A 25,511-nucleotide genomic window follows, 5' to 3' on the forward strand; every position below is an offset into this window, starting at 1 on the left:
TCAGGCCTCCTGCTCGTCGTAACGGATGCGCGGATCCAGCCAGGCGTAGACCAGGTCAACCAGGAAGTTGAACAGGATGATCAGAACCCCGTAAAGGATGACCACGCCCATCACCAGGGTGTAGTCGCGGTTGAGGGCGCCCTGGACGAAATACGACCCGATGCCGGGAATGGTAAAGATCCGCTCGACCACCACCGAGCCGGTCAGGATCGCTGCCGCGGCCGGGCCGAGGTAGGAAATGACCGGCAGCAGGGCGGGTTTGAGCGCATGCTGGAACAGGATGGTCTTTTCCGGCATGCCCTTGGCCCGGGCGGTCCGGATGAAGCTCGATCGCAGCACCTCGATCATCGCGCCGCGCGTGATGCGGGCGATGTAGGCAATCATGGGCAAAGCCAGCGTAACCACCGGCAAGGCCATGCGCGAGGGCGTGAAAGCCCAGCCCCCGGCCGGCAGCCAGCCCAGCGTGATCGCAAACAGCAGGATCAGCAGCGGGGCCATTACGAAATTGGGAATGGAGATGCCGATCATGGCGATGCTCATCACCGTGTAGTCGGCCACCCGGTTCTGGCGCAGGGCGGCCCAGGCACCAATCGGAACGCCGATCGCCAGCGCCAGCAGCAGGGCCAGCCCACCCAGCGCGAAAGACACCGGCGCGCCCTGGGCGATCAGATCGTTGACCGTCCAGTCCAGGTAGTGAAACGACGGCCCGAAATCCAGTTGCGCGATCTGCCACATGTATCTCAGGTATTGCAACGGCAGCGCTTCGTCGAGGTGATACTTGGCCTCGAGATTGGCCTCGATCTCCGGCGGCAGAGCACGCTCGGAGTCGAACGGCCCGCCCGGCGCAATCCGGATCAGGAAGAAAGCGAAGGTGATCAGCAGAAAAAGCGTTGGCACTGCCGACAGCAGGCGCTTGAGCGAATACTTCAGCATGCCGTGGCCCGCCCGGATCGAGCGATGACTGCAGGCTTTATGCGCCGGTGATCAGTTTTCATCGGTCACCTGAAGGGGGCTCGCCGGATCACGCTCGCGCAGAAGATACATGTGCTGGCTCAGGTGATAGTCCATGATGTTGTTGTCCCAGCCGCGCAAGCGCGGATCGACCAGGCGTTTGGACACGTAGACGTATACCGGCAGGACGACCTGATCGGCCAGCAGGATGCGCTCGGCCTCGGCCATCAGGTTGCGCCGACGCGAGGGAATGCGCTCGCCGGCGATCTGCTCGAGCAGGCGGTCGAAGCGCGGGTTGTCGTAGCCGGCGTCGTTGCGACCGTGCTCGCTGTGGAACAGCTCCAGGAACGTGAAGGCATCCTGGTAGTCACCGATCCAGCCGGCGCGAAACACCTCGGTCACCCGGCCCTGGGCGCGGTTTTGCAGAAACACGCGGAACTCCTCGTTGATCAGGCGCGTGCGCACGCCCAGCACGTCTTTCCACATTGCCGCGACCGCCACGGCGATCTTGCGGTGGTTTTCCGAGGTGTTGTAGCGCAGCTCCACCGTCAGCGGCTCATCCTCGGAATAGCCCGCCTGACGATACAGCCGCAGCGCCTCGGCCTGACGTTCGTCCTGGGTCCAGTCAGCGTGCTCGGGTATCGGCGATTCGTAGTCGGGCAGGCCCGGGGGAATCAGGTGATAGGTTGGAATCTCGCCGAATCGGGTGACTTTTTCAGTCAGGATTTCACGGTCGATCGCCAGGTTCAGCGCCTGGCGCAGCGGCAGGTTGTCGCGAAAAGGTGGCCGGTTCAGGTTGAACGAGAAAAAATAGGTGCCGAACCAGGGCGCGACCACCAAAGCCTCGGTCATGTTGCGCTGCAGCCAGCGGAACTGGTTGTTGGGCACCTGGTAGGTCCAGTGCAGGTCACCGGCCCGAAAACGGTTGAACTCGGTGTTCTCGTCCTCGAACGGGTACAGCACCACCCGTTCGGCAATCACGCTGTCGGCAGCCCGGTAATGGGGATTTTTCTCCAGCTCGATGCGCGAGCGCACCTGCCAGTCCAGCAAGCGAAAGGCGCCGTTGGAGACGAGATTGCCCGGACGGACATGAGCGCTGCCGTAGGCCTCGAGGCTGGCGCGGTGAACCGGATAGGTGGTCGGGTGCGTCAGCAGTCCCAGAAAGTAGGGCGTTGGGTCGTTCAGGCGAACCTGGAACGAGGTCGGGCTGAGGGCGGTGACGCCCAACTCCTCGGCTGGCAGGCGACCGGCGAAAATTTCCCCGGCGTTGACCACCGGGGCGAGCATGCGGCCATAGGCAGCGCCGGAAGCTGGATCGACCACCCGCCGCCAGGACCAAACGAAGTCCTCGGCGGTCACCGGCTCGCCATTGCTCCAGCGACCTTCAGGACGGAGGTAGAAGGTGTAGACCAGCCCGTCGCGGCTGATATCCCAGTGCGCCGCCGCGCCAGGAACGATGCGGCCGTCGGGCGCGGTTGTGGTCAGGCCTTCGAACAGGTCACGCAGAATGTTGGCGCTCGGCACGCCCTCGGCCAGGTGCGGATCCAGCGTTTGCGGCTCCTCGCCATTGCCACGGTGGATCACCTGCTCATCGGCCAACACGCTCGGCAGCGGCCGTCCCTGGTCATCCAGTTCCAGCTCGACCGGCTGCGGCAGCCGCGGCGCCGAGGGTTCTTCGACCTCGGATCGATCCCCACCGCAGGCAACCATCAGCAGCGCAAGCAAGCCGGGCAGGAACCTCATTGCAGCGATAGCCAGCGCGATAGATGAATGTCCATGGCATTGTCCTCGAATCCGCGCACCTCGGGTTTGACCAGGTGGCGGGAGACATAGTAGTACAGCGGAATGACCACTGCCTGCTCCAGCAGCCGATCCTCTGCCGATCGCAGCCAATCCAGCCGCGAGGGGCCGTCGTCTTGCGCCGCGTTGGCCATGCGCTCATCGAACACCGGATCGGAAAAGAAGGTGTAGTTCAGCGGGCTGTCGCTCTGGAACAGCTGCAGGAAATTGCCGGCATCGCGCCAGTCGGCGATCCAACCGCCGCGCACAACCTGGGTGATCCGGCCCTGGCGACGGTTGGCGACAAACACCTTCCATTCCTCGTTGACCAGGCGGGTCTCCACGCCCAGGTGCTGCTTCCACATGGCCGCAACGGCCACGGCCATGCGTCGATGGGTCAGCGAGCTATTGAAGCGCAGTTCAACGCGCAGCGGCTGGCGGTCATCGTAGCCGGCCTGCCGGTAGAGCTCGCGCGCGCGAGCGATACGCTCGTTCATGGTCAAGGGCTCGGCGCGGGAAGCTTCCGTCCAGCCGGGCATGCCCGGCGGCACCAGCCCCCAGGCCGGTATCTCGCCGGACCCGAGCACCCTTTCGGTCAGCAGCTCGCGGTCGATCACCAGACTCAGGGCGCGGCGCAGACCGGGCGCCTGGACGAAAGGCTCGCGGGCGACGTTGAAGGCCAGAAAGAACGTGCCAAGGTACGGAGCGATCCTCAGCTCTTCTCCGAACTGCTCGCGCATCCATTGCAGTCGGCCGGGCGGAATGGTTTCGGTAATGTGCAGTTGGTCGGCACGATAGCGCGACAGTTCCACCGAAGGCTCCTCGATCACATGCCAGACCACCTCGTCGAGCCCCAGTGCCTGAGCGGCGCGAAAGTGCGGATTGGCCGCCAGCCGGATCCTGGCTCCGGGCACGCGCTCGACCAGCACGAACGGGCCGCTGTAGAGCCGGGATTGATCGCCCGACCACGGAAAGGTCAACGGATGAGTCAGCAGCTCGGCGAACCATGGCGTGGGCCGCTCGAGCTCGACGATCAGCCGGCCGGGTCCTTCGGCTCGAACGGCCAGGGCATGGCTGTCGGCCTGGCCGCGCCGGACCCGGTTTGCCCCGGCGACCGCATCGAGCAGACCCGCCATGGGCGCGGCTGTTTCCGGATGCACCGCTCGCCGCCAGCCGGCCACGAAATGACCCGCCTCGATGGCCGAGCCATCCGACCAGCGCGCGGCCGGGTCCAGGTCGAAGGTCCACACCAGGCCATCGTCGCTGACCGTCCAGGCGCGGGCCACGCCCGGAATCAACCGGCCGGCGGCATCCAGCGTCACCAGCCCCTCGTGGAGGTCGCGCAACACGTTGAGCGCCGACAGGCTCTGGGCCAGGTGGATATCGAGCGCGTCCGGCTCGGGGCCGAGTCCGCGATGCAGCGTCCCACCTTGCACCGGCACCAGCCAGAACAGCAAAACCGCCAGGAGCGTCAGGAAACGAAATTCATTCAGCATGCAAGCGGGCCCGGAAACGACGATAATTGCGGCTTCATTCTAGCCCCGTGCCCAGCCGTGAACCCAGATGACGTACTGACCCGACCGCAGGAACTGGCCGACTGGCTTGCTTCCGGCTCGCGTCCGAAATCCGAGTGGCGCATCGGCACCGAACACGAAAAGTTCGGTTTCCTGAGCGACACCCTGGAACCTTTGAGGTACGAGGGCCATTCCGGCGTGCGCGCCATGCTCGAGGGCCTGGCCGCGCGATTCGACTGGGAAATCGTCACCGAGGAAGGCCTGCCGATCGCGCTGACAAAACCCGACGGCTGCTCGATCACGCTCGAGCCCGGCGGCCAGCTGGAACTGTCCGGCGCCCTGCTCGACAACCTCCACGAGACCTGCAGCGAGGTCAACACCCATTTGGCCGAAGTGCGCGCCGTGGCCGAGCCGCTGGGCATAGGCTTTATTGGCCTGGGCTTCCATCCGACCGCGCGCCGCGAGGACATTGAGTGGATGCCCAAGGCGCGCTACGTGATCATGCGCAACTACATGCCCAAAGTCGGCACGATGGGCATCGACATGATGAAACGCACCTGCACCGTGCAGGTCAACCTGGATTTTTCCAGCGAAGCCGACATGGTCGACAAGTTCCGTGCCTCGCTGGCCATGCAGCCGATCGCCACGGCGCTGTTTGCCAACTCGCCGTTCGTCGAAGGACAGCCCAGCGGTTACCTGAGCCAGCGCAGCCAGGTCTGGACCGATACCGACCCGGACCGTACCGGCATGCTGCCGTGGGTGTTCGAGTCGGGCATGGGCTTCGAGCGCTACGTCGAGTGGATGCTGGACGTGCCGATGTACCTGATCCGCCGCAACGGCCGCTACATCGATCTGGCCGGGCAGTCGTTCCGCGATTTCCTGGCCGGCCGGCTGGTCGGTTTCGAGGGCCAGTACCCAACCCTTGCCGACTGGGAAGACCATCTGACCACGGCGTTTCCCGAAGTCCGGCTCAAGCGCTTTCTGGAGATGCGCGGCGCCGACGGCGGGCCCTGGCGGCGCCTGTGCGCCTTGCCGGCATTCTGGGTCGGGCTGCTCTACGATTCTTCCAACCTCGCCGCCTGCCTGGACATCTCGCGCGACTGGAGTCTGGAACAGCGTCAGCAGCTGCGCGAAGACGTCGCCCGGATCGGTCTGAAGGCCCGGATCGGCAACCGCAGCGTCCGGGACATTGCGCGCGAACTGCTCAGCCTGGCCCGGGGCGGCCTGGCCCGGCGACAGCGTTTCAACGGCGCCGGCGATCACGAGGGCGGATTCTTGAACGCGCTCGAAGACGTGGTCGATCGCGGCACCACGCCGGCCGAGGTCAAGCTGGCCGCCTACGAGACCCGCTGGCAGGGCGATATCCGCAAGATCTTTCGCGAGTTCGCCTACTGATCGACGATTGTTGATTCGCCGGGCTGCAGCGTGCCCAGCGCATAGGGTCCAACCCGGGTACGGACCAGGCGCAGCGTCGGCAGACCGACGGCGGCGGTCATGCGCCGGACCTGGCGGTTGCGGCCCTCGGTCAGGGTGATTTCCAGCCAGCTGGTGCGCTTGCCGGCGCGCGGTGCGACCGGCGGATCGCGGCGCCACAACCAGCCGGGCGCGCGTGGCAGCAGCTGTACCTGCGCCGGCCGGGTCGGCCCGTCCTTCAGGCGTATCCCGTGTTCGAGGCGATCGAGAGCGCGCACATCGGGCAAACCCTCCACCTGGGCCAGGTAGGTCTTGGGCGTGGCCGAGTCGGCCTGGGCCAGCCGGGCCTTGAGACGGCCGTCGCTGGTCAGCACCAGCAGGCCCTCGCTGTCGAAATCCAGCCGGCCGGCGGCATAGACGCCCGGCACGTCGATCCAGTCTGCCAGCGTCGCGCGGCCGTCCGGATCGGTGAACTGGGACAGCACCCGGAAAGGCTTGTTGAGCAGCAGCGTGGGCAACAATCAGGTCCGGGATCAGGTCGGCAGCTGCAGGCGCTGATCGACCTCCCGCAGCACATCGGCAAAGCGCTGATGAATACGCTGGACGGCGTGGTCGTCAGGCGCCTCGACTCGAAACCAAAGCTGTCGGCCGTCCTCGTCGAGACCCATGCCAGCCCAGCCTTCTCCCTGCAGCAGGGAGACGCTGTGCTCATCGGCTACCAAGTCATCCAGATCGGCCGCACGCAGCGCCGCGAGCACCTCTTCTGGCCGCCCGTCGGGCGCATCCAGCCGGTGCAGGGGCAAAGCGACCAGGGCCGGTAACTCGGCAAAAATCTCTGCCACCTCGCGGGTATCGGCGGCCACAATCTCGAGCAGCCGACAGGCCGCAAACAGCGCGTCCTGAGAAATCACCCAGTCATCGGAAAAGAAGACATGGCCCTCCGATGTACCGCCCAGCGCCGCGTCGTGGCTGGAAAGCGTTTTTTCCACCGCGCACGCTCCGGCGCCCGTGCGTACCGCCTGACCCCCCAGGCCCTCGATCCAGCGCCCCACCCGCGGCGAACAACAGGCATCGTGAACCACGACGCTACCGGGCCGGCGCGCCAGAAGATCGCGGATCAACAACATCAAGGCCCGATCCGGCCATAGAACGGTTCCGTCGCCGGCCACCAGGTTCAGCCGCTCGCCATCGCCGTCAAAGGCCATGCCCAGATCGGCATTGAAACTGCGCACGCATAAACGAAGGTCGTTCAGATTTTCGGCCCGGGTCGGGTCCGGTGGATGGTTCGGGAACTGGCCGTCGACATCGGCGTAGAGCGGTATCACCTCGGCACCGATCGCTTCGAGCAACCGCGGCACCACCAGTCCGCAGACGCCGTTGGCGCAGTCGACCACGACCTTGAGCGAGCGCTCCATCTGCACCTGCGCTGCCACCCGTTCCGTATAGCGCGCCACGACCGACGTTTCGGTAGACAGTTCGCCCAGCGAAGCGTTGCCAACGCGGTCATCCAGAGCGCGCAGACGGTCCCGAACAAGTCGGCCATCTACCGTCGCGCCGTCCAGCATGACCCGCATTCCGTTCCAGCCAGCCGGCTGCAGAGATCCTCCCACCATCACGGCGGAACGGTCGGCCAGTTCGAGAGCGGCAAAGCGCATCAGCGGCGCCGGCAAGGCGCCAAGCTGCAGCACGTCGACACCGGCGGATCGCAGGCCCTGGACCGCGCCTTCGAGCAGCATCGGGCCCTGCGGCCGGCCATCGCGGGCCACGGCCAGCCTTGACAGTCCGCGCTCGGCGGCCAGCGCGCCAATCGCCTGGCCGAGCAAAGTGGCGTATCGCACGTCCAGCCCATCATCGACTTCACCCAGCACGCCCTGGCGACTGAACGCAACCGGCTCTGGCTCTGGCTCTGGCTCTGGCTCTGGCTCTGGCTCTGGCTCTGGCTCTGGCTCTGGCTCTGGCTCTGGCTCTGGCTCTGGCTCTGGCTCTGGTTCGAGCTCCAACTCCAGTCCTATTTCGGGCTCAGGCTCGGGCTCGGGCTCTGGATCGTTTTCCGATCCAGATTCCGCACCCAGGTCCAGAGTCAGTTCGTCGTTCTCCGGCGGTAGCGGCGTCGGTGAGGGCGAAACCGGCGCGCTGGCAGCGTCAGTGGTGCCCTCCGTCTCTGCCGCAGGCTCGGCCGCGTCTGGCGAATTCGGCGCAGATTCGTCCAGATCATCGATGAACAAACTCTCGGGACTCTCCTCCTCGATCGCCCAGCCGCCTTGTGCCGGATCCCGCCCGGCGTCCGAAGCCGATTCGAACAAATCCTCGTCGAGATCCAGGTGCAGGGCATCGGGGTCCTCGCCCGGCGCTGAAAGCGCTTGCGAGGGCGGGGCGCCAACGGGCGGCGGTTCCGCTTCTTTGCCGCTCGGCTCTGGCTCCGCTGGTCCTGAAGGTGGAGACGGAGACGGAGAGGGAGACGGAGGCGGAGGCGGAATACTGTCGGACCGGGACTTGCGGTCAACCCTTTCATTCTCCGCGGGTCGCGGCGATGCTGGCGCCGCAGACCTTTGCTTTGAGCGCGCCGAGCCCGGATCCGCCTTGACCCGGCGCAGCAGCAAGCCAGCGAGAAAAAGAATCAGACCGACCCCGCCAATGATGGCGATCTGTCCGTTATCGATCACGGGAAGGGCGTGCGACTGGTGCCACTGCAGCTGCAAGCGGCTGGCGCCCACGCCGAGCCGCGATGGCTCAGCCCCGGGACGCTCGCCGTAAGACCAGATTTCGATCCAGCGCGCGCCGCGCTGCTGACCCAGGGACAGGAAATCGATGGATGCGGGCGTTGACCAGTCCTGGCTGATCGCCGTGGCGGGCAAGGTCACCAGCAGCATTCCGTCGACGCGATCCTCTTCTCCCAGTCGCTGGGCAAAAACCAGGTCGGGATCACCGCCGTCCGTCGCCGGACGCAGTTCGGGTGCAGCCGCGCCCGAACGACGCGCCTCGATCAGCATCTCCAGCGCGGCGTAGTCGGACGCGTCGTCCAGCGTCCAGTCTTCCAGGGAGGGGGACAAAGCCCGGACGCCGGTGACCTCATCCAGCCCGTTCGCGCGCAGCAGCTCGACCAGTGCCTGGGAAGGCGCATCGGCATTGGCCAACTGTTCACGCCCGGCCCGCTGGACCGGGTCACTTGCCAGCGCCTGTTGAATCGACGACAGGGTTTCGGTCGCCCGACGCGCCCGCTCGCGGGCTTCCGATTCGGCGCCTTCCAGAACGCGGCTCCCGGTGATCCCCGCCCAGAGCGCGATACCGGCGGCGAGCAGACCAAACAGGCCCAGCGCCATCAGCATCAACCCGCCGATTCTTCTCGTCGGGCTCACTGCGCCCAATCCCTAGAAACCGTGGCCGACATGTCAGTGACTGCCGGTATGTCCGATGCCACCCTCGGCCCGGTCGCTGGGCTCAAACTGCTCGACCACCTCAAGGCTGACCTGGACCACGGGCACAACAACCAGCTGGGCGATGCGCTGGCCCGGCTCGATGCGGATCACCCCGCCCCCACGATTCCAGCAGGAAATCTGGACTTGCCCCTGATAATCGCTGTCGATCAGCCCGACCAGGTTACCCAGCACCAGTCCCTGTTTGTGGCCCAGACCCGAACGCGGCAGAAGCACGGCGGCGAGCTGCGGATCGTCCAGGTGCAGCGCCATGCCGGAGGGAATCAGGGCGGTCTCGCCGGGCTGCAGCTCCAGAACCTGGTCGATACAGGCCCGCAGATCCATGCCGGCCGAGCCGGCCGTGGCGTACTCGGGCAACGGCCAGGTCGAGCCCAGTCGAGGGTCGATGATGCGCACCTGCAGTTGCCTCACCTGCCACCTCCTTGTCGCCAGCGGGGGGGAAATTCCTACAAACACTCACCCAGAATACTGGATGCGCCCCGAGACCGCCAGACGCGATGCTGTCGTCCCTGGCAACCGAAGCGGATCCAACCCATGAGAATCGCCGACTGGCCCGAAACCGAACGACCCCGCGAGCGTCTGCTTTCACAGGGACCGGCCGCTTTGAGCGATGCCGAACTGCTGGCCATTCTACTGCGCACCGGCGCCCGGGGGCGCTCCGCGCTCGATCTGGCTCGCCTGCTCATGAGCCGCTTCGGCGGCCTGCGCGGGCTGCTCGACACCGATCAGGACCAGCTTTGCGCCGCCCCCGGCCTGGGTCCGGCCAAGTACGCCCAGCTACATGCGGCGATGGAGCTGGCGCGCCGGCATCTGCGTGAAAACCTCGCCCGCGGCCAGCCGCTGACCAGCCCGCAGGCGACCCGGGAATACTTGCGCTCAGCGCTGCGCGACCGGCCCCATGAAGTCTTCTGCGCGCTGATGCTCGACACCCGCCACCGCGTCATCAGCTTCGACGAATTGTTCAACGGCACCATCGATTCAGCCCACGTCCACCCCAGGGTCGTCGTCGAAAAAGCGCTTCAGCGGCGGGCCGCGGCGCTGATCGTGGCCCACAATCACCCCTCCGGCGTGGCCGAGCCCAGCCAGGCCGACCTGGCGATCACTCGCCGCCTGCGCGACGCCCTGGGGCTGGTCGATATCCGGCTGCTCGACCACTTCATCGTCGGCGATACCGACGTCGTTTCACTGGCCGAGCGCGGACTGGTCTGAGTCGGTACCGCCAAGCGATTTCAGGCGCTTGGCCTTGCTTCGCCACCCCGGCGGCGGCACAATGGCGGGCTTTCCCCACGCCCCGGTACCAGCCCCGCCATGACCGACCGCCGCCAGCTCGCCAACGCCATCCGCTTTTTGTCCATGGACGCCGTTCAGCGCGCCAACTCGGGCCATCCCGGCATGCCCATGGGCATGGCCGACATCGCCGAGGTGCTGTTCAACGATTACCTCAAGCACAACCCGGCCAACCCGCAGTGGTGGGACAGGGATCGCTTCGTGGTCTCCAACGGCCACGGCTCCATGCTGCTGTATTCGGTGCTGCACCTGAGCGGCTACGGCGTGAGCCTGGATGATCTCAAGAATTTTCGCCAGCTGCACTCGCCCACCCCGGGACACCCGGAATACGGCGAAGCGCCCGGCGTGGAGACCACCACCGGCCCGCTCGGCCAGGGCCTGGCCAACGGCGTCGGCATGGCGCTGGCCGAAAAGCTGCTGGCCGCGCGCTTCAATACCGACGATCTCACCCTGGTCGACCACACGACCTGGGTGTTTGCCGGCGACGGCTGTCTGATGGAAGGCATCTCGCACGAGGCCTGCTCGCTGGCCGGCACACTGGGCCTGGGCAAACTGGTGGTGTTCTACGACGACAACGGCATTTCCATCGACGGCGAAGTCGAGGGCTGGTTCACCGACGACACCCCGGCGCGTTTCCGCGCGTACGGCTGGCAGGTCATCGAAGCCGTGGACGGCCACGACCCGGTGACGATTGACGAAGCCATCCGCACCGCCCGCAGCAACCCCCGTCAGCCCACGCTGATCTGCTGCAAGACCACCATCGGCTTCGGTTCCCCCGGCAAGGCCGGTACCGCCGCCACCCACGGCGCACCGCTGGGCGATGATGAAATCGCGGCCACGCGCGAGGCGCTGGACTGGCCGCACGCGCCTTTCGAGGTACCCGACGAGATCCGCTCGGGCTGGGATGCCCGCGCGGCCGGGCAGGAGCGCGAACAGCAGTGGCAGGCGACCTGGAGGAGCTACCGCGAAAGTCGGCCGGAGCAGGCCGGGGAGTTCGAGCGCCGGATGAACAACGACCTGCCCGAAGATTTCGAAGACCGCTTCGTCGAGGCGCTCATGGCGATGCAGGCCGATGACAGCAAGGTCGCCACACGCAAGGCCTCGACCATGGCTCTGGAAACAATGGCCAAGGCGCTGCCGGAAATGCTCGGCGGCTCTGCCGACCTGACCGGCTCCAACAACACCAACTGGTCGGGCAGCATCGACGTCAACGACGATCCGGCCCGCGGCAACTACATCTATTACGGCGTGCGCGAATTCGGCATGACCGCCATGGCCAACGGCCTGGCGCTGCACGGCGGCTTTATTCCCTACACCGGCACCTTCCTGGTGTTTTCGGACTACGCCCGCAACGCCGTGCGCATGTCGGCCCTGATTCCGACCGGCGCCATCCACGTCTACACCCACGACTCGATCGGGCTGGGCGAAGACGGACCCACCCACCAGCCGATCGAGCACCTGGCCTCGCTGCGCCTGATTCCGAACCTGGAAGTCTGGCGGCCCTGCGACAAGGTCGAGACGCTGGCCGCCTGGGGCGCGGCCGTTGCCCGCCGCAACGGCCCCACGGCGCTGGTACTGACCCGCCAGGGACTGCCGCATCAGGACCGTACCGAAGACCAGGTCGTCGATATCGTCCGCGGCGGCTACGTGCTGCGCGATCCGGAACAAGGACAGCCGCAGGCCTTGATCATGGCCTCGGGTTCAGAGGTCAGCCTGGCCATGGATGCCGCAGAAATACTCGACGCCGAGGGCGTCCACGTTCGCGTGGTCTCCATGCCCAATCCGGACTTTTTCGAAGCCCAGGATCCCCGCTATCGCGATACCGTGCTGCCGCCCTCGCTCACTGCGCGGGTTGCCGTCGAGGCCGGGGTCACTCGCTACTGGCGACCACTGGTTGGCGATGCTGGCCGCGTTATCGGCATCGACCACTTCGGTGCCTCGGCGCCGGCCGAGCAGCTGTTTGCCGAGTTCGGCCTGACCGCCGGGGCCGTCGCCTCGGCGGTACGCGAACTGATTGGAGCAGGTTGAGCCTACCTGCCGCGGCCACGACCGGACCCTCAGGGCTGCAGCTGGTCTTCCAGCCAGATCAGTCGGGGATGGCCGGGGCCATAGGTTTGTGCCAAAGCTTCCACGTGTTCGTTCAGAAGCGCGCGCGCCTCGGCGTCTCCGGCATGTTCATCGGCCGCAGCAACCAGCGCCCTGGCCTTGAGGATTTCCCAGTTGCCCTCCTGCAGGTGAGCGCGGCGGATCTCCAGGCAGTCTTCGGCCGCCGTCCGCGCGGCCTCGATCCGCTCCAGATCAATCAGGACCACGGCCTGTTCGCATAGCGCGCCCGCCCGATGCGTCTCGGCCGGCTCGCCCAGTTCGGCCATCTGGGCAATGACCTCGTCGAATCGCTCGACGCCCGCCCCAGGATCCCGGCGGGCCAGCGTCATCGCCTGCTGGGCGCGCACGAGAACGGTAAACAGATGGTCGGGGCCGACGCTATCGACCAGGATGGTTTCGGCCTGGGCGAGCGTCGCACGCGCCCGGTCCACCTCGCCGGCGGTCAGCGCCAGCATCCCCAGCGAACGCAGCATGAGCGCGAAATGCGGACTCTCCTGTCCGTTAAACCGGCCCATCATGTCCCGGGCCTGCACAAGCTGCTCGCGGGCCTCGTCGAGGCGATGGCGAACCAGCAGTACCTGGCCATAGTTGTTCATCGCCGCGGCCAGCGCGGCCGAAGCACCGAAACGCCGGCGGCGCAGCTCGATGGCCTCGGCGTAGGCCGATTCGGCCAGCGCCAGGTCGCCCTGGCGATAATAGATGGCCGCCAGGTTGCCCAGCACGGTCAACGCGTCGCTGGACTCGCCCAGCCCAAGGGCGCGCCAGTGCTCCAGGGCGTTCTCAAAGGCTCGCCGGGCTTCCGCGATCCGTCCGGCATGGTTGAGATTGACGCCGAGATTGTTGGAGGCCATCGCCAGGGTCCGGTGCGGCTTGCTGCTGACCTCCAGGGCCAGCGCCACGCTGCGTTCCAGGGTCTCGATTGCCGCCGACCAGTCCCCCAGGCCGCGCAGCGCGCTGCCGCGGGTCGCGTGCAGCTCCGACAGCCGACGACGGTAGTCGCCGGGCTGGTCGCTGACCATTTCGATCGCCTCATCGACCAAAGCCAGCGCACGCTCGTGATTGCCCAGGTGGACCTCCGCCAGGGCCAGATTGCCGTAGGCATCGCTGCGCAGAATCGGGGCCGCGCCGGCGGCGTCGGAATCGACGAAGGGGCGCAGGACGTCGGCGGCGCTCTGATAGTCCTGCAGCGCCACGTACAGTGAACCGAGCATGGTCTCGATGTAGGCCCGGCCCTGGTCATCGTCGGCGAGCAAGCCATCGAGACGGTCTACCGAGCCGTCGAGCAGCTCGCGCGCCCCGAGATCCTCGTCCCCGGCTTCGTCGGCCACGACTCTAAACAAGGTCACCAGCTGCTCGCGCATGATCTCCCAGCGCGTGTTCTCGACCCGCGCGAGGTCGCGCTCGGCCCGCACCAGCTGGGCCTGCCAGCCGAAAACGGCAGCCCCGACAACCGCGCCCACGGTCAGGACCACAGCCAGCAGCGCCCCGACCGGATTACGCCGCGACCAGAGCCGCAAGCGACGCAGCGGGCCGGCCGGGCGCACCTGGACGGGATGCTGGCTGCGAATGCGACCGATCTCTTCGGCCAGCGCGGCAACCGACGGGTAGCGCTGGGCCGGATCCTCGGCGCAGGCCTTGCCGATCACGGCGGCCAGCTCACCGGCGCGCTTGTGGACGATATTCGACGTGTCCGGCGGGCGCCCGTCGCCGGTCGGACGCTGCCCCGTCAAAAGCCAGTTCAGCAGCGCGCCGGCTGCCCACAGGTCGGACTGCGCCGTGGCCGTCTGGCCAGCCAGCAGCTCGGGTGCGGCAAACGCCGGTGTCAGGCCACGTAGCGGGCCCTCGTTTTCGAGCACATCGTCGGCCAGCAGCCGGGCCACGCCAAAATCCAGCAGACGGGCGCGCCCCCTGGGCGTGATCCGGACATTGCCCGGCTTGATGTCGCCATGGACCACCATGCGCTGGTGGGCGTGGGTCAGCGCGTCGGCGATTTCGGCAAAGGTGGCAAGCGGATCCAGGCCCGAGCGCAGCGACTCCGACAGATCTTCGCCCGCCACCCATTCCATCACCAGATAGGCCTGGCCGGACTCGGTCACTCCGCCGTCGATCAGGCGCGAGATTCCGGGGTGATTGAGTCGAGCCAGAAGCTGGCGCTCCTGGACCAGACGCTCGACCAGACCCGGATGGCGCGATCCGACCAGTTTAATGGCGGCGTCCATTTCGAAGGCACCGTCGGCCCGCTCGGCCCGGTAGACAATGCCCATGCCACCGCGGCCGGCCGGTCCCACGATTTGCCATGAACCCAGCCTGTCGCCGGGCTGCAAAAGGGCAGGCGGATTGTCGCTGCTGACCGCCTGCTCGGCCGAGCGGGCCACGACATCGTGCAGGTGACTGACCGGTGACTGGCTGGCTTCGAGCAACCGCTCCAGCCAGCCGTGCACGCGCGGGCAGCGGGCCTTAAGCGCCTGCAGACGAGCCTCGCGTGCAGCCGGATCCAGGTCAAGCAGCTCGTCGAGCAGGCGATCAAGCAGGCGCCGACGAGCGGGCGTCAGGCGAGATCGGTGATCAGGTGGCATCGACCAACTCCAGCATCATCAAGACTGCCAAGGGTACGCAAGTTCACCCGAAGACGGGGAGCAGTTCAGCCGCAGCGAAACTCGAATTCGGCGACCACGCCATCCGGGTTGGCACGGCGGGCGGCTTCGTTGACCGACTCCAGCTGCGCGCGACCGAAGGTCGTGACACGCTCGGTGGTGATCTCGCCGGCGCTCGGCTCGGGCGGTTGAGCACGATAGTAGGCCCCCTCCGATCGGTCGTCTTCGACCTGCAGCTCGATCCGCACCGGGGTGGAAAAATCCACCGAATCCGGCACCCCGGATCGCGCCGCCCGGTAGATCAGGCGCAGGGTGACGCCGTCGCCCAGTCCGACCAGCACGTAGTCCTGATCCAGCAGATAGCAGTCGGAATCCTTGAGGATCTTCGCGCTGCCGTTCCAGCTGAGGTGGCCGCGCCAGGTGGTATCCACCATGGCGCTCGAGCGCAAATCCGCCGCCGCGTCGGCCAGCGAGCGCTGCTTGGGCCTGTTCTCGGGCTCGTTGTTGCAACCAACCAGCAGCATGGTTGCGGTCAGCGCGACCAGCCCGAGCCAAAGTCGGATCGAATTCATGGCAAAGCGTGCATTGATTGTTGTTGCGCAGGGTCAATGTAGCTTCTTGCAGCCGGCAACGCCAGTTCCGATGGTCAGAACGGGTTTCGCAGGTGGCCGCGGGCGATGCATGTCAGTACAATCGGGCTTCATATTCTTTGTCAATCTCCCGGAGAGCAACCCATGCCCATCAAGGTCGCCATCAATGGCTATGGCCGCATCGGCCGCAACGTGCTTCGCGCCCTGTACGAGTACGGCCGGAACCAGGACATCAGCATCGTCGCGGTCAACGATCTCGGTGACACCGAGACCAACGCCCACCTGACCCGCTTCGATACCGCCCACGGCAGGTTCAACGCCGATGTCGACGTGGAAGGCAACGACCTGGTGGTCAACGGCGACCGCATCCGGGTGCTGGCCGAGCGTGATCCGGCCAAGCTGCCCTGGAGCGAGCTGGGGGTAGACGTGGTGATGGAGTGCACCGGCTTTTTCGCCAGCAAGGACAAGGCTTCAGCCCACCTGAGCGCCGGCGCGCGCAAGGTGCTGATCTCGGCGCCGGCCGGCAAGGACCTGCCGACGATCGTTTACGGCGTCAACCACGACATCCTCAAAAGCGGCGACGATGTCGTATCCAACGCCTCGTGCACCACCAACTGCCTGGCGCCGGTGGTCAAGCCGCTCAACGACACCATCGGCATCGAGTCCGGGCTGATGACCACCATCCACGCCTACACCAACGACCAGGTCCTGACCGACGTCTTCCACAAGGATCTGCGCCGGGCGCGCTCGGCCACCATGAGCCAGATCCCGACCAAGACCGGGGCGGCTGCCGCGGTCGGGCTGGTGCTGCCGGAAATGGAAGGCAAGCTCGACGGGTTCGCCATGCGCGTGCCGACCATCAACGTCTCGGTGGTCGACTTGAGCTTCATCGCCGGCCGTGAGACCTCGGTGGAGGAAATCAACGCAACGGTCAAGGCGGCCAGCGAAGGCGAACTCAAGGGCATTCTGGGCTACAACGAAGCCCCGCTGGTGTCGATCGACTTCAATCACGATCCGCGCTCGTCGGTGTTCGACGCGGGTCTGACCAAGGTCTCCGGCGGTCGCCTGGTCAAGATCCTGAGCTGGTACGACAACGAGTGGGGTTTCTCCAACCGCATGCTCGACACCGCGACCGTTCTGGCCAAACTCTAAAAAGCGAGACCATGAAAACCTTTGAGCAACTTGATCTGGACGGACAGCGAGTCCTGATTCGCTCCGATCTCAACGTGCCGGTCCAGGACGGCCAGGTGACTTCCCGGGCACGAATCCGGGCCAGCCTGCCGACCTTTCAGCAGGCCCTGAAGAAAGGTGCGGCGGTGATGGTGATGTCCCATCTCGGCCGTCCGACCGAGGGACAGCCCGAGTCGCAGTACTCGCTCAAACCGGTCGCCGATGTACTCGGCGACATGCTGGGCCAGCCGGTGCGCCTGGTCAGCGACTGGCTGGACGGGGTCGAAGTCCGGCCAGGCGAGCTGGTGCTGCTGGAAAACGTGCGTTTCCTGGCCGGCGAGAAAGCCAACGACGAGGCGCTGGCCGAACGCATGGCCGCGCTGTGCGATGTGTTTGTCATGGACGCCTTCGCCACCGCCCACCGCGCGCAGGCGTCGACCGAAGGCGTGATCCGCAAGGCCGCCGTGGCCTGCGCCGGGCCGCTGCTGGCGACCGAATTGAAAGCGCTGGAAAAAGCCCTGGCCGACCCGGCCCGGCCGATGGTCGCCATCGTCGGCGGCGCCAAGGTCTCATCCAAGCTCAAGGTACTCGAAGCGCTGATCGACAAGGTCGACCAGTTGATCGTCGGCGGCGGCATCGCCAACACCTTCCTGGCCGCGGCCGGTCATCGCATCGGCCAGTCGCTGCACGAAGCCGACCTGGTCGATACCGCGAAACAACTGCTGGAACGGGCCGAGGCACGCGGCGCCTCGATTCCGCTGCCGACCGACGTGCTCACCGCCGAACGCTTCCACCAGGAGGCCCACCCGTCGCTGCGCGACGTCAGCCGGGTCCACAACGACGAGATGATTCTCGACATCGGGCCGGAAACCGCCGGCCGTCTGGCGGGCATCATCCGCCAGGCCGGCACCGTGATCTGGAACGGACCGGTGGGCGTGTTCGAGTTCGAGAACTTCCGCTCCGGCACCGGCGCGATTGCCCATGCCGTGGCCGCCTGCGAAGGCTTCTCGCTGGCCGGCGGCGGCGACACCATCGCCGCGATCGAAAAGTTCGGCATCGCCGAGCGGATCGACTACATCTCCACCGCCGGCGGCGCCTTCCTGGAATACGTGGAAGGTCGGGAGCTGCCGGCAGTGGCCGCGCTCGAGGCACGCGACTGAACTGGCCTCACCATCCGGCGCCGGGCCGGATGGACTCGCCATCTCCTGCGATCAGCCGTCGCTGTCTTCGAGCTTGTCCTGGGTACGCAGCTCGAAGTCGCTGGCGTCATGGCGCTCGAGCAGCTGGGTCTCGGGCGGACCGAAGGGCTTGTTGACCATTACCCCGCGCTGGACCGCGGGTCGAGCATCGATTTCTCGCGCCCAGCGCTGCAGGTTTTCGTAACCCTCGACCTGCAGGAATTCACCGGCCTCGTAAAGCCGACCCAGTACCAATTGGCCATACCACGGCCAGATCGCGATATCGGCGATGGTGTAGTCGGCCCCGGCGATGTAGGCCTTGTCCGACAGTTCCCGGTCGAGCACGTCGAGCTGGCGCTTGGCCTCCATGGCAAAGCGGTCGATGCAGTACTTGATCTTGACCGGCGCGTAGGCGTAGAAATGACCGAAGCCGCCGCCCAGGTAGGGCGCCGAGCCCATCTGCCAGAACAGCCAGTTCATGCACTCGGTGCGCGCAGCGCGCTGTGCAGGCAGGAAAGCGCCGAACTTTTCGGCCAGGTAGAGCAGGATGGACCCGGATTCGAACACCCGCTGCACCGGCTCGACGCTGCGGTCGACCAGGGCCGGTATCTTTGAATTGGGGTTGATCTCGACAAAGCCCGAGCCGAACTGCTCGCCCTTGCCGATGCGGATCAGCCAGGCATCGTATTCGGCCTCTGCAATGCCAAGCGCCAGCAACTCCTCGAACATCACGCCGGCCTTGACCCCGTTGGGCGTGGCCAGCGAGTAAAGCTGGTGTGGATGCCGCCCCACCGGGAGTTCTTTCGGATGGGTGGCGCCGGCTTCGGGGCGGTTGATATTGGCGAACTTGCCGCCGCTTTCGCTATCCCATTGCCAGACTTTCGGCGGGGTATAGTCCGAATCACTCACCGGTAATCCTCCTGTCTTTTGGCAAACTGCTGGGCCTCGACCACCGCGATGGCGGTCATGTTGACCACCCGGCGCACGCTGGCCGAGGGGGTGAGTACGTGCGCCGGCCGACCCACGCCCATCAGGATGGGCTCGATGCTGACCGCCCGCCCGACCACGCGGGCAAAGTGGAAGGCGATGTGGGCCGAATCCTGGTCGGGCATGATCAGCAGGTTGGGCTGGCCCTTGAGGCGCGAGTCGGGGAAGATGCGCTGCCGGATCTCGGGGATCATGGCCACGTCGGCCGGCATCTCGCCTTCGACCTCCAGATCCGGCGCCAGCTCGCACAGGCGTTCGCGCACGCGTCGCATCTTGGCGGCCTGCGGATCGGCATGCGAGCCGAAGGTGGAATGCGAAACCAGCGCCACCTTGGGCGTGATCCCGAACATGCGGATCTTCTCGGCCGCCATCAGGGTCAGCTCGGTGAGCTGCTCGATGTCCGGATCGGGGTTGACGTGGGTATCGCAGACAAACCACACGCCGGTATCGTTGGTCACCACCGACAGCGCGCCCAGGGTCTTGTAGCCCGGCGCCATGCCGAGCACCTCGGTCACGTAGCGCAGCTTTTTCTGGTAGCGCCCGACCACGCCGCAGATCAGCGCGTCGGCCTCGCCGCGGTGGACCATCAGCGCCGCGATCACGGTGGTCCGGGTGCGCACGATCGCCTTGGCCGAGTCCGGCGTCACCCCGCGGCGCCGGGTGATCTCGTAAAAGGTCTGCCAGTATTCCTTGAAGCGCGGGTCGGACTCGGGGTTGACGAGCTCGAAATCCTTGCCCGCGCGGATCCGCAGACCGGCCCGCTCGATGCGCATGTCGACCACCGAAGGCCGGCCGATCAGGATCGGGCGGGCCAGGCCGTCGTCGATGATCGACTGGACGGAGCGCAAGACCGTTTCTTCTTCGCCCTCGGCGAACACCACCCGCTTGGGATCGCGGCGGGCCGAGTCGAACACCGGCTTCATCAGCAGGCCCGTGCGGAACACGTACTGACTCAGGCGCTCGCGATAGTCGTCCAGATCGATCGGACGGGTCGCCGCGCCCGAATCCATCGCCGCCTTGGCCACTGCCGGGGCCAGCTGGACCAGCAGGCGCGGATCGAACGGTTGCGGAATCAAATACTCGGGCCCGAACCGCGGCGCCTCGCCGCCGTAGGCCGCCGCCGAGACGTCGGAGGACTCCATCCGCGCCAGCTCGGCGATGGCGTGGACGCAGGCCATCTTCATTTCATCGTTGATGGCGGTGGCACCGACGTCCAGGGCGCCGCGGAAAATGTAGGGAAAGCACAGCACGTTATTGACCTGGTTCGGAAAGTCCGACCGGCCGGTGGCGATCAGCGCATCGGGCCGGGCTTCGCGCGCCAGGTCAGGCATGATTTCGGGCACCGGATTGGCCAGGGCGAGAATGATCGGCCGGTCGGCCATGCGCTTGACCATGTCGACGGTCAGTACGCCCGGCGCGGACACGCCGAGGAAAACGTCGGCACCGTCGATGGCTTCGCCCAGGGTGCGCGCGGATGTTTCGACCGCGTACTGGGCCTTGCGCGAATCCATGTCCGCATCGCGACCGGTATAGACCACGCCCTCGCGATCACAGACCATGACGTGCTCGCGTTTCAAGCCCATGGTCACCAGCAGATCCAGGCAGGCCATGCCGGCCGCGCCCGCGCCGGAGGCGACCAGGCGGATCTCGTCGAGATTCTTGCCGGCCAGTTCCAGACCGTTGATCATGGCCGCGGCGGTGATGATGGCGGTGCCGTGCTGGTCGTCGTGGAAGACCGGGATGTTCATCCGCCGCTTGAGTTCTTCTTCAACGTGGAAGCACTCGGGCGCCTTGATGTCTTCGAGGTTGACGCCGCCGAAGGTAGGTTCCAGGCTGGAGATGATGTCGATCAGCTTGTCCGGATCGGGCTCGTTGATCTCGATATCGAACACGTCGATGCCGGCAAACTTCTTGAACAGCACGCCTTTGCCTTCCATCACCGGCTTGGCCGCCAGCGGGCCGATATTGCCCAGACCCAGCACGGCCGTGCCGTTGGAAATCACCGCCACCAGGTTGCCCCTGGCGGTGAATTCACGGGCGCTGTCAGGATCGGCGTGGATGGCCTCGGAGGCCGCGGCCACGCCGGGCGAATAAGCCAAAGCCAGGTCTTTCGCCGTGGTCAGCGCCTTGGTCGGCGTGATCTTGATCTTGCCCGGCACCGGGTAGCGGTGATAGTCGAGCGCCTGTTCCTTGAACTTGTCTTTGTCGGGCATCAGTTCTCTTCTTCTTCGCTCCATTCGCCCAACGCCGCCAGGCCGTTCATGCGGGCCCGGTGAAGCAGGATCTGCTGGGCTTTTTCCCGGTTGGCCTTCGGGTCGGCGGCCCAGGTCTTGAGACATTCTGCCTGCAGTGCGCGGCCGTAGGAAAAGCTCAGCGGCCAGGGCATGTCACCCATCTTGTTCATGGCATCCAGGTGACAGGTCGCCTCGACGTCGTCCTGACCGCCGGACAGGAACACGACCCCGGCGGTGGCGGCCGGCACCGCGTTGAGCAGGCAGTCGACCGTGGCCTCGGCCACTTCCTCGACCCCGGCACGGTCTTGCGCTTCGCTACCCGAAATCACCATGGAGGCCTTGAGCACCAGACCTTCGAGCATGACGTTTTGCTCGTACAGCTGGACAAACAGGGCCTTGAGCGTGGCCTCGGTGACGTCGAACGAGGTGTCGAGGTCGTGATCGCCGTCCATCAGCACTTCCGGCTCGACGATGGGCACGATGCCGGCTTCCTGGCACAGGGCCGCGTAGCGAGCCAGGGCATGGGCATTGGCATCGATACAGGCGCGCGAGGGAATTTCGTCGCCGATGGTGATGACCGCACGCCACTTGGCGAACTTCGCACCCAGCTCGGCGTACTCGGCCAGGCGCTCGCGCAGACCGTCCAGGCCCTCGGTGACCTTCTCGTCCTCGAAGCCGGCCATCGCCTTGGCGCCCTTGTCGACCTTGATGCCGGGCAAAATGCCGGCCTGTTCCATCAGGCTGACCAGCGAGGTCCCGTCCGGCAGCTGCTGGCGGATGGTCTCGTCGAACAGGATGGCGCCCGAGATGTGCGTTCCCAGGCCTTCGGTGCTCAGCATCATCGAGCGGTAGTCGAGGCGGTTGGCCTCGGTGCTTTCGACACCGACGCTGTCGAACCGCTTCTTGATCGTGCCACCGGATTCGTCGATGGCGAGAATACCCTTGCCCGGGGCCACCAGGGCCTGGGCGATTTCAACCAGCTGTTCGTATCGATCGGTCATGTCCGCTCCTGACTGCAATGGAAAAAGTGAGGCTTGTTATCGCTGCTATTGTAGCCAGCCGAACATGGCCAGACAGCCTTTTCGAGGCTTTCTTCAGAAAGGCTGCGCGCCGACCGCTACCGTCAGGCGCTGCAGCTGGCCGAGCAGTTCTTCGCGAGTCGATTCCAGTTCGGGCAACCGGACCAGCGCGGCGTGGACATCGCGCTCCCGGCGGACACGGATCATTTCAGCCGCCAGGGCGTGCAGGCGTTCGTGGGTCCTCGCCAACTGCTCGCCCAACGACTCGGTCTGGCGGACAAGCGGATTGGAGCGCAGCACCCGGCCCAGGCGCGAATCGGAAGCGACCAGCGGTGGCGGCGCCGTGACCACCCCCTTCAGGTAACCGGTCAGGTCTCTGACCCAGGCGCGCTGTTCGACTTCGGCATACAGCAGTTCCAGTCCGGCGGCATCCAGCCGTTTCACCTGCGACCAGTCCGGGGGCAGCTTCCAGCCACCAATCCAGTCCGGAATACCGGCCGCCGGCATGGGGCGGGCGATCACAAATCCCTGGGCGGCTTCGCAGCCGAGCTGCAGCAACACCCGCCCATGCTGCAGGCTCGAGACGCCTTCGGCGATGGCGTGCAGACCGAACGCGCGGGCCAGGTTGAGAACACCGTCGAGGATGGCCAGATCATCCGGATCGTGCAGCATGTCGCGCACGAAACTCTGGTCCATCTTGAGCACGCGCACCGGCAGACGTTTCAGGTAAGTCAGCGAGGAATAGCCGGTCCCGAAATCATCCAGCGCCACTTCCACGCCCAGTTCGGCACAGCCGGCGATCACGTCAGACACCTCGCCGACGTCTTCGAGCGCGGTGCTTTCGACCACTTCCAGCTGCAGCTTCGACGGATCCAGCTCCGGATATCTGCGCAGCAGTCCGGCCAGTTCCGTGACGAAGTCGGGATGCTGAATATGATCCCCGGCGATGTTGACGCTGACCGGCAGCTTCAGACCCTTGCGCTGCCACACGTTCATATGCGACAGGGCGCGGCGCAGCACCCAGCGCCCCAGGTCGACCTCCAGGCTATGGCGGCTGATCAGCGGCAAAAACGCCGCCGGCGACAGCAGGCCGCGCTGCGGGTGCTGCCAGCGGATGAGCGCCTCGGCACCGATCACCTCACCGCTGCGCATGTTGACCTTGGGCTGAAAGTAGAGCGTCAGTTCATCCTGCTCCATGCCCCGTCGCACCTGTTCAACGTGCTCATGGCGACCGCGCAGGTCGCTGTCGCGGGCGACGTCGAACAACCGGTAGCGATTCTTTCCGGCCAGCTTGGCTTCATACATCGCCTGGTCGGCCTGGCGCAGCAGCTGGTCGGCGTCGATGTCATCGGCTTGCGGGTACAGACTGACCCCGATGCTGGCCGAAACCTGCACTTGATGCCCATCAATCATCTCCGCCGCGGCCAGCGCCACCAGCAAGCGATCAAGCAGCTTGGCGTAAGCGGCCAGGTCGTCCATATCGGTCATTACGACCGCGAACTCATCGCCGCCCAGCCGGGCGACGGTATCGGTTTCGCGCAGGCAGTTCTGCATCCGCCGCGCGAGTTGAACCAGCAGGCGATCACCGGCATCGTGGCCGTGGGTGTCATTGACCGTCTTGAACCCGTCCAGATCAATGAAGGCCAGGGCCAGGGGGCTCCGACTGCGCCGCGCCCGGGCCATGGCCAGGGCCAGCCGATCGGCCAGCAGCACGCGGTTGGGCAGGCCGGTGAGCGCATCGTAGTGGGCAATGTGATGCAGCTTGCGCTCGTTTTCTTTCTGCCGGGTGATGTCGTCGAACAGAGTGACCGAACCTTCCTGTTCGCTCAACGGAACGCTGGTCACGGAGACCTCAACGGCCAGGCCATCGCGTCGCCGGAAGCGCTGCTCACCGGTAAAGCGCTCGCCCCGGGCGGTGGCCGAAAGAATCGGACAGGGCAGACTGTCGTCGCGCGGCTCGCCCAGATGGACGTGAAACAACTGGTGCGCTTTCTGCCCGACCAGTTCATCCGGCTCAAAGCCCAACAGCTTGCACGCCCTCGGGTTGACCTCGGTGATCACGCCCTGGGCGTCAAGCGCATACATGCCCTGACCCAGCGAGCGGGTAATCAGATGCAGCCGCTCGCGCTCGGCGAACTTCTCCGAGGCGACCCGGATCAGGTAATGCGCCCCGAGACCGAGCAGCAGGATGGCCAGCCCGACCAGCGCCAGATTGAGCAGAAAGGCATGCTCCAGGCGGGTCAGCGCCGGCTCCGGGGTCGCGGACAACAACAGCCCCACCACGGCGCCGCCCGGATCCACCAGCGGCTCCTGGGTCAAAACGAAATCCTCCCCGCCAACAGAGAGCCTGAAAGCCGTCGCCGAGCGTTCTTCCACCGCGCCGCGCAATGCCGGCATTTCACCGATCAGTCGGTTCAGGCGATCGGTCACGGCCGCGCTGGAGTTGCCCTGGGCTCGCCCTTCTTCCGGGTCCGGTTGGCGGATCAGAAACTGCTCGGATCCCGGCCAGGGCCGGAACCGATCGGCCAGCCCGGCGAACAGGATCTCCTGCTGCACGGCCCGATCCAGCAGGATCTGAAACATGCGGCCCGGCGCGAGCTGTTCCAGCTCCTCCAGCAGCACGGGATACGGAATGCTGAACTCCACGCTGCCCAGGTGCGTGCCGTCCTCGTCGAGGACCGGAAAAACGCTACGGTACCCAGTGACCAAGCGGCCAGCCTCGAAACCATGCACGGATTCGAGCCGCGTGTTGGCCAGGCGAATGGAGTCGCGCACTTCCATCAGGTTGTCGCCAAAGCGCGCCGGATCGTGCAGCCGCAGCAGGCTTTCGCCGTCGGGCAGGTGGAAATGAAACACGCCGATGCCCCGGGCAGACATGTTCCGGTAGGCCGGCTGCATCAACTCCAGCAGGCGGGCGCGGCTGGCGTCCCGCGTCGATTCGCGAAGGGCCTCGCGCATCAGCGCCAGCGTCTCCGGCTGCTGGACGTACTGCTCGAAGTAGGTCGAAACGCTGTTTTTGTGCTGGGACTGCACGGACTGCCAGCTCACCCGCTCGGCCGCCAGGCTCTGGGCCAGCAGACTGTCAATATTGGCCTGATGCTGACGATGCAGCTGCATGAACACGAGCACCGCGACAGCGATCACGACCACCCAGGTCGCCAGATAGCGCCGATATCGTCTCAAGCCGGCCCGCTGCAGGCTCACCGCATCCGCCCTCGAACTCTCGTCTGTCGCGCCGCTGCCTGCACGCTGCCT

At 66.0% G+C, this 25,511-nt stretch carries 17 protein-coding genes; 5 read left to right on the forward strand and 12 right to left on the reverse strand.

Annotated features, from left to right (window positions below):
* The 3 genes from oppB to G3I74_RS00665 are packed head-to-tail and all read right to left on the reverse strand — an operon-like array spanning position 1 to position 4,226.
* Positions 1 to 933: an oligopeptide ABC transporter permease OppB gene (gene oppB, locus G3I74_RS00655; protein WP_164208987.1), complete on the reverse strand. Its 933-nt coding sequence runs from the start codon at positions 931 to 933 to the stop codon at positions 1 to 3.
* A gap of 51 nt (positions 934 to 984) precedes the next feature.
* Entirely contained in the window at positions 985 to 2,694 is a 1,710-nt protein-coding gene (locus tag G3I74_RS00660) for a peptide ABC transporter substrate-binding protein (RefSeq protein ID WP_164208990.1), read from the reverse strand.
* Positions 2,691 to 4,226 (reverse strand): peptide ABC transporter substrate-binding protein, encoded by a 1,536-nt coding sequence (locus tag G3I74_RS00665; RefSeq protein ID WP_164208993.1) that lies wholly within the window; start codon positions 4,224 to 4,226, stop codon positions 2,691 to 2,693. The genes G3I74_RS00660 and G3I74_RS00665 overlap by 4 nt, the downstream gene beginning before the upstream one ends.
* Before the next feature lie 57 nt (positions 4,227 to 4,283).
* Here G3I74_RS00665 and G3I74_RS00670 point away from each other — a divergent pair, with 57 nt between their 5' ends.
* The gene (locus G3I74_RS00670; RefSeq protein ID WP_338063029.1) at positions 4,284 to 5,639 is read left to right on the forward strand and encodes a glutamate--cysteine ligase; all 1,356 of its coding nucleotides are present in this window, start codon (positions 4,284 to 4,286) and stop codon (positions 5,637 to 5,639) included.
* Here the strand turns inward: G3I74_RS00670 and G3I74_RS00675 are convergent.
* Genes G3I74_RS00675 through dut form a run of 3 tightly spaced genes read right to left on the reverse strand, consistent with a single transcriptional unit; the run spans position 5,633 to position 9,502 of the window.
* The gene (locus G3I74_RS00675) at positions 5,633 to 6,178 is read right to left on the reverse strand and encodes a pseudouridine synthase (protein WP_239056491.1); all 546 of its coding nucleotides are present in this window, start codon (positions 6,176 to 6,178) and stop codon (positions 5,633 to 5,635) included. The genes G3I74_RS00670 and G3I74_RS00675 overlap by 7 nt on opposite strands.
* A 12-nt stretch (positions 6,179 to 6,190) precedes the next feature.
* Positions 6,191 to 9,013, reverse strand: coding sequence for a phosphohexomutase domain-containing protein (locus tag G3I74_RS00680; protein ID WP_164209002.1), 2,823 nt, complete (start codon positions 9,011 to 9,013; stop codon positions 6,191 to 6,193).
* A 33-nt stretch (positions 9,014 to 9,046) separates the two neighbouring features.
* Positions 9,047 to 9,502 (reverse strand): dUTP diphosphatase, encoded by a 456-nt coding sequence (gene dut / locus G3I74_RS00685; RefSeq protein WP_164209005.1) that lies wholly within the window; start codon positions 9,500 to 9,502, stop codon positions 9,047 to 9,049.
* Between the two features lie 123 nt (positions 9,503 to 9,625).
* On the opposite strand from dut, the gene radC reads away from it, so the two are divergent.
* Positions 9,626 to 10,300, forward strand: a complete 675-nt coding sequence (gene radC / locus G3I74_RS00690) for a RadC family protein (RefSeq protein WP_164209007.1) — start codon at positions 9,626 to 9,628, stop codon at positions 10,298 to 10,300.
* Between the two features lie 99 nt (positions 10,301 to 10,399).
* Positions 10,400 to 12,406: a transketolase gene (tkt, locus tag G3I74_RS00695; RefSeq protein WP_164209010.1), complete on the forward strand. Its 2,007-nt coding sequence runs from the start codon at positions 10,400 to 10,402 to the stop codon at positions 12,404 to 12,406.
* 29 nt (positions 12,407 to 12,435) lie between these two features.
* Here tkt and G3I74_RS00700 read toward each other — a convergent pair whose 3' ends face one another.
* Entirely contained in the window at positions 12,436 to 15,060 is a 2,625-nt protein-coding gene (locus G3I74_RS00700) for a serine/threonine-protein kinase (RefSeq protein WP_164209013.1), read from the reverse strand.
* A 65-nt stretch (positions 15,061 to 15,125) separates the two neighbouring features.
* A complete protein-coding gene (locus G3I74_RS00705; RefSeq protein ID WP_164209016.1) occupies positions 15,126 to 15,650 on the reverse strand; it encodes a hypothetical protein in 525 nt (174 codons plus the stop codon).
* Positions 15,651 to 15,812: 162 nt separating this feature from the next.
* On the opposite strand from G3I74_RS00705, the gene gap reads away from it, so the two are divergent.
* Together gap and G3I74_RS00715 are read left to right on the forward strand one after the other, a co-directional pair.
* Positions 15,813 to 16,820, forward strand: a complete 1,008-nt coding sequence (gap, locus tag G3I74_RS00710) for a type I glyceraldehyde-3-phosphate dehydrogenase (RefSeq protein ID WP_164209019.1) — start codon at positions 15,813 to 15,815, stop codon at positions 16,818 to 16,820.
* An 11-nt stretch (positions 16,821 to 16,831) separates the two neighbouring features.
* Positions 16,832 to 17,998: a phosphoglycerate kinase gene (locus tag G3I74_RS00715; RefSeq protein WP_164209023.1), complete on the forward strand. Its 1,167-nt coding sequence runs from the start codon at positions 16,832 to 16,834 to the stop codon at positions 17,996 to 17,998.
* A gap of 51 nt (positions 17,999 to 18,049) precedes the next feature.
* On the opposite strand, the gene yghU is transcribed toward G3I74_RS00715, so the two are convergent.
* The 4 genes from yghU to G3I74_RS00735 all read right to left on the reverse strand — a co-directional run bounded on the left by yghU (position 18,050) and on the right by G3I74_RS00735 (position 25,460).
* Entirely contained in the window at positions 18,050 to 18,925 is an 876-nt protein-coding gene (gene yghU, locus G3I74_RS00720) for a glutathione-dependent disulfide-bond oxidoreductase (protein ID WP_164209027.1), read from the reverse strand.
* Positions 18,922 to 21,216, reverse strand: coding sequence for an NADP-dependent malic enzyme (locus G3I74_RS00725; protein ID WP_164209030.1), 2,295 nt, complete (start codon positions 21,214 to 21,216; stop codon positions 18,922 to 18,924). Before G3I74_RS00725 ends, yghU begins: the two co-directional genes overlap by 4 nt.
* Positions 21,216 to 22,238, reverse strand: a complete 1,023-nt coding sequence (locus G3I74_RS00730) for a class I fructose-bisphosphate aldolase (protein WP_164209033.1) — start codon at positions 22,236 to 22,238, stop codon at positions 21,216 to 21,218. The genes G3I74_RS00725 and G3I74_RS00730 overlap by 1 nt, the downstream gene beginning before the upstream one ends.
* Before the next feature lie 93 nt (positions 22,239 to 22,331).
* On the reverse strand, positions 22,332 to 25,460 hold the full coding sequence (locus G3I74_RS00735; RefSeq protein WP_164209038.1) for an EAL domain-containing protein: 3,129 nt from the start codon (positions 25,458 to 25,460) through the stop codon (positions 22,332 to 22,334).
* Positions 25,461 to 25,511 lie beyond the last annotated feature (51 nt).

Source organism: Wenzhouxiangella limi (assembly GCF_010499265.1).
GTDB classification, from domain to species: Bacteria; Pseudomonadota; Gammaproteobacteria; order Xanthomonadales; family Wenzhouxiangellaceae; genus Wenzhouxiangella; species Wenzhouxiangella limi.

Coding starts and splice junctions, on each gene's coding strand:
- oppB (WP_164208987.1), bottom strand. CDS start 933: ATGCTGAAGTATTCGCTCAAGCGCCTGCTGTCGGCAGTGCCAACGCTT.
- G3I74_RS00660 (WP_164208990.1), bottom strand. CDS start 2,694: ATGAGGTTCCTGCCCGGCTTGCTTGCGCTGCTGATGGTTGCCTGCGGT.
- G3I74_RS00665 (WP_164208993.1), bottom strand. CDS start 4,226: ATGCTGAATGAATTTCGTTTCCTGACGCTCCTGGCGGTTTTGCTGTTC.
- radC (WP_164209007.1), top strand. CDS start 9,626: ATGAGAATCGCCGACTGGCCCGAAACCGAACGACCCCGCGAGCGTCTG.
- tkt (WP_164209010.1), top strand. CDS start 10,400: ATGACCGACCGCCGCCAGCTCGCCAACGCCATCCGCTTTTTGTCCATG.
- G3I74_RS00700 (WP_164209013.1), bottom strand. CDS start 15,060: ATGCCACCTGATCACCGATCTCGCCTGACGCCCGCTCGTCGGCGCCTG.
- G3I74_RS00705 (WP_164209016.1), bottom strand. CDS start 15,650: ATGAATTCGATCCGACTTTGGCTCGGGCTGGTCGCGCTGACCGCAACC.
- gap (WP_164209019.1), top strand. CDS start 15,813: ATGCCCATCAAGGTCGCCATCAATGGCTATGGCCGCATCGGCCGCAAC.
- G3I74_RS00715 (WP_164209023.1), top strand. CDS start 16,832: ATGAAAACCTTTGAGCAACTTGATCTGGACGGACAGCGAGTCCTGATT.
- G3I74_RS00725 (WP_164209030.1), bottom strand. CDS start 21,216: ATGCCCGACAAAGACAAGTTCAAGGAACAGGCGCTCGACTATCACCGC.
- G3I74_RS00730 (WP_164209033.1), bottom strand. CDS start 22,238: ATGACCGATCGATACGAACAGCTGGTTGAAATCGCCCAGGCCCTGGTG.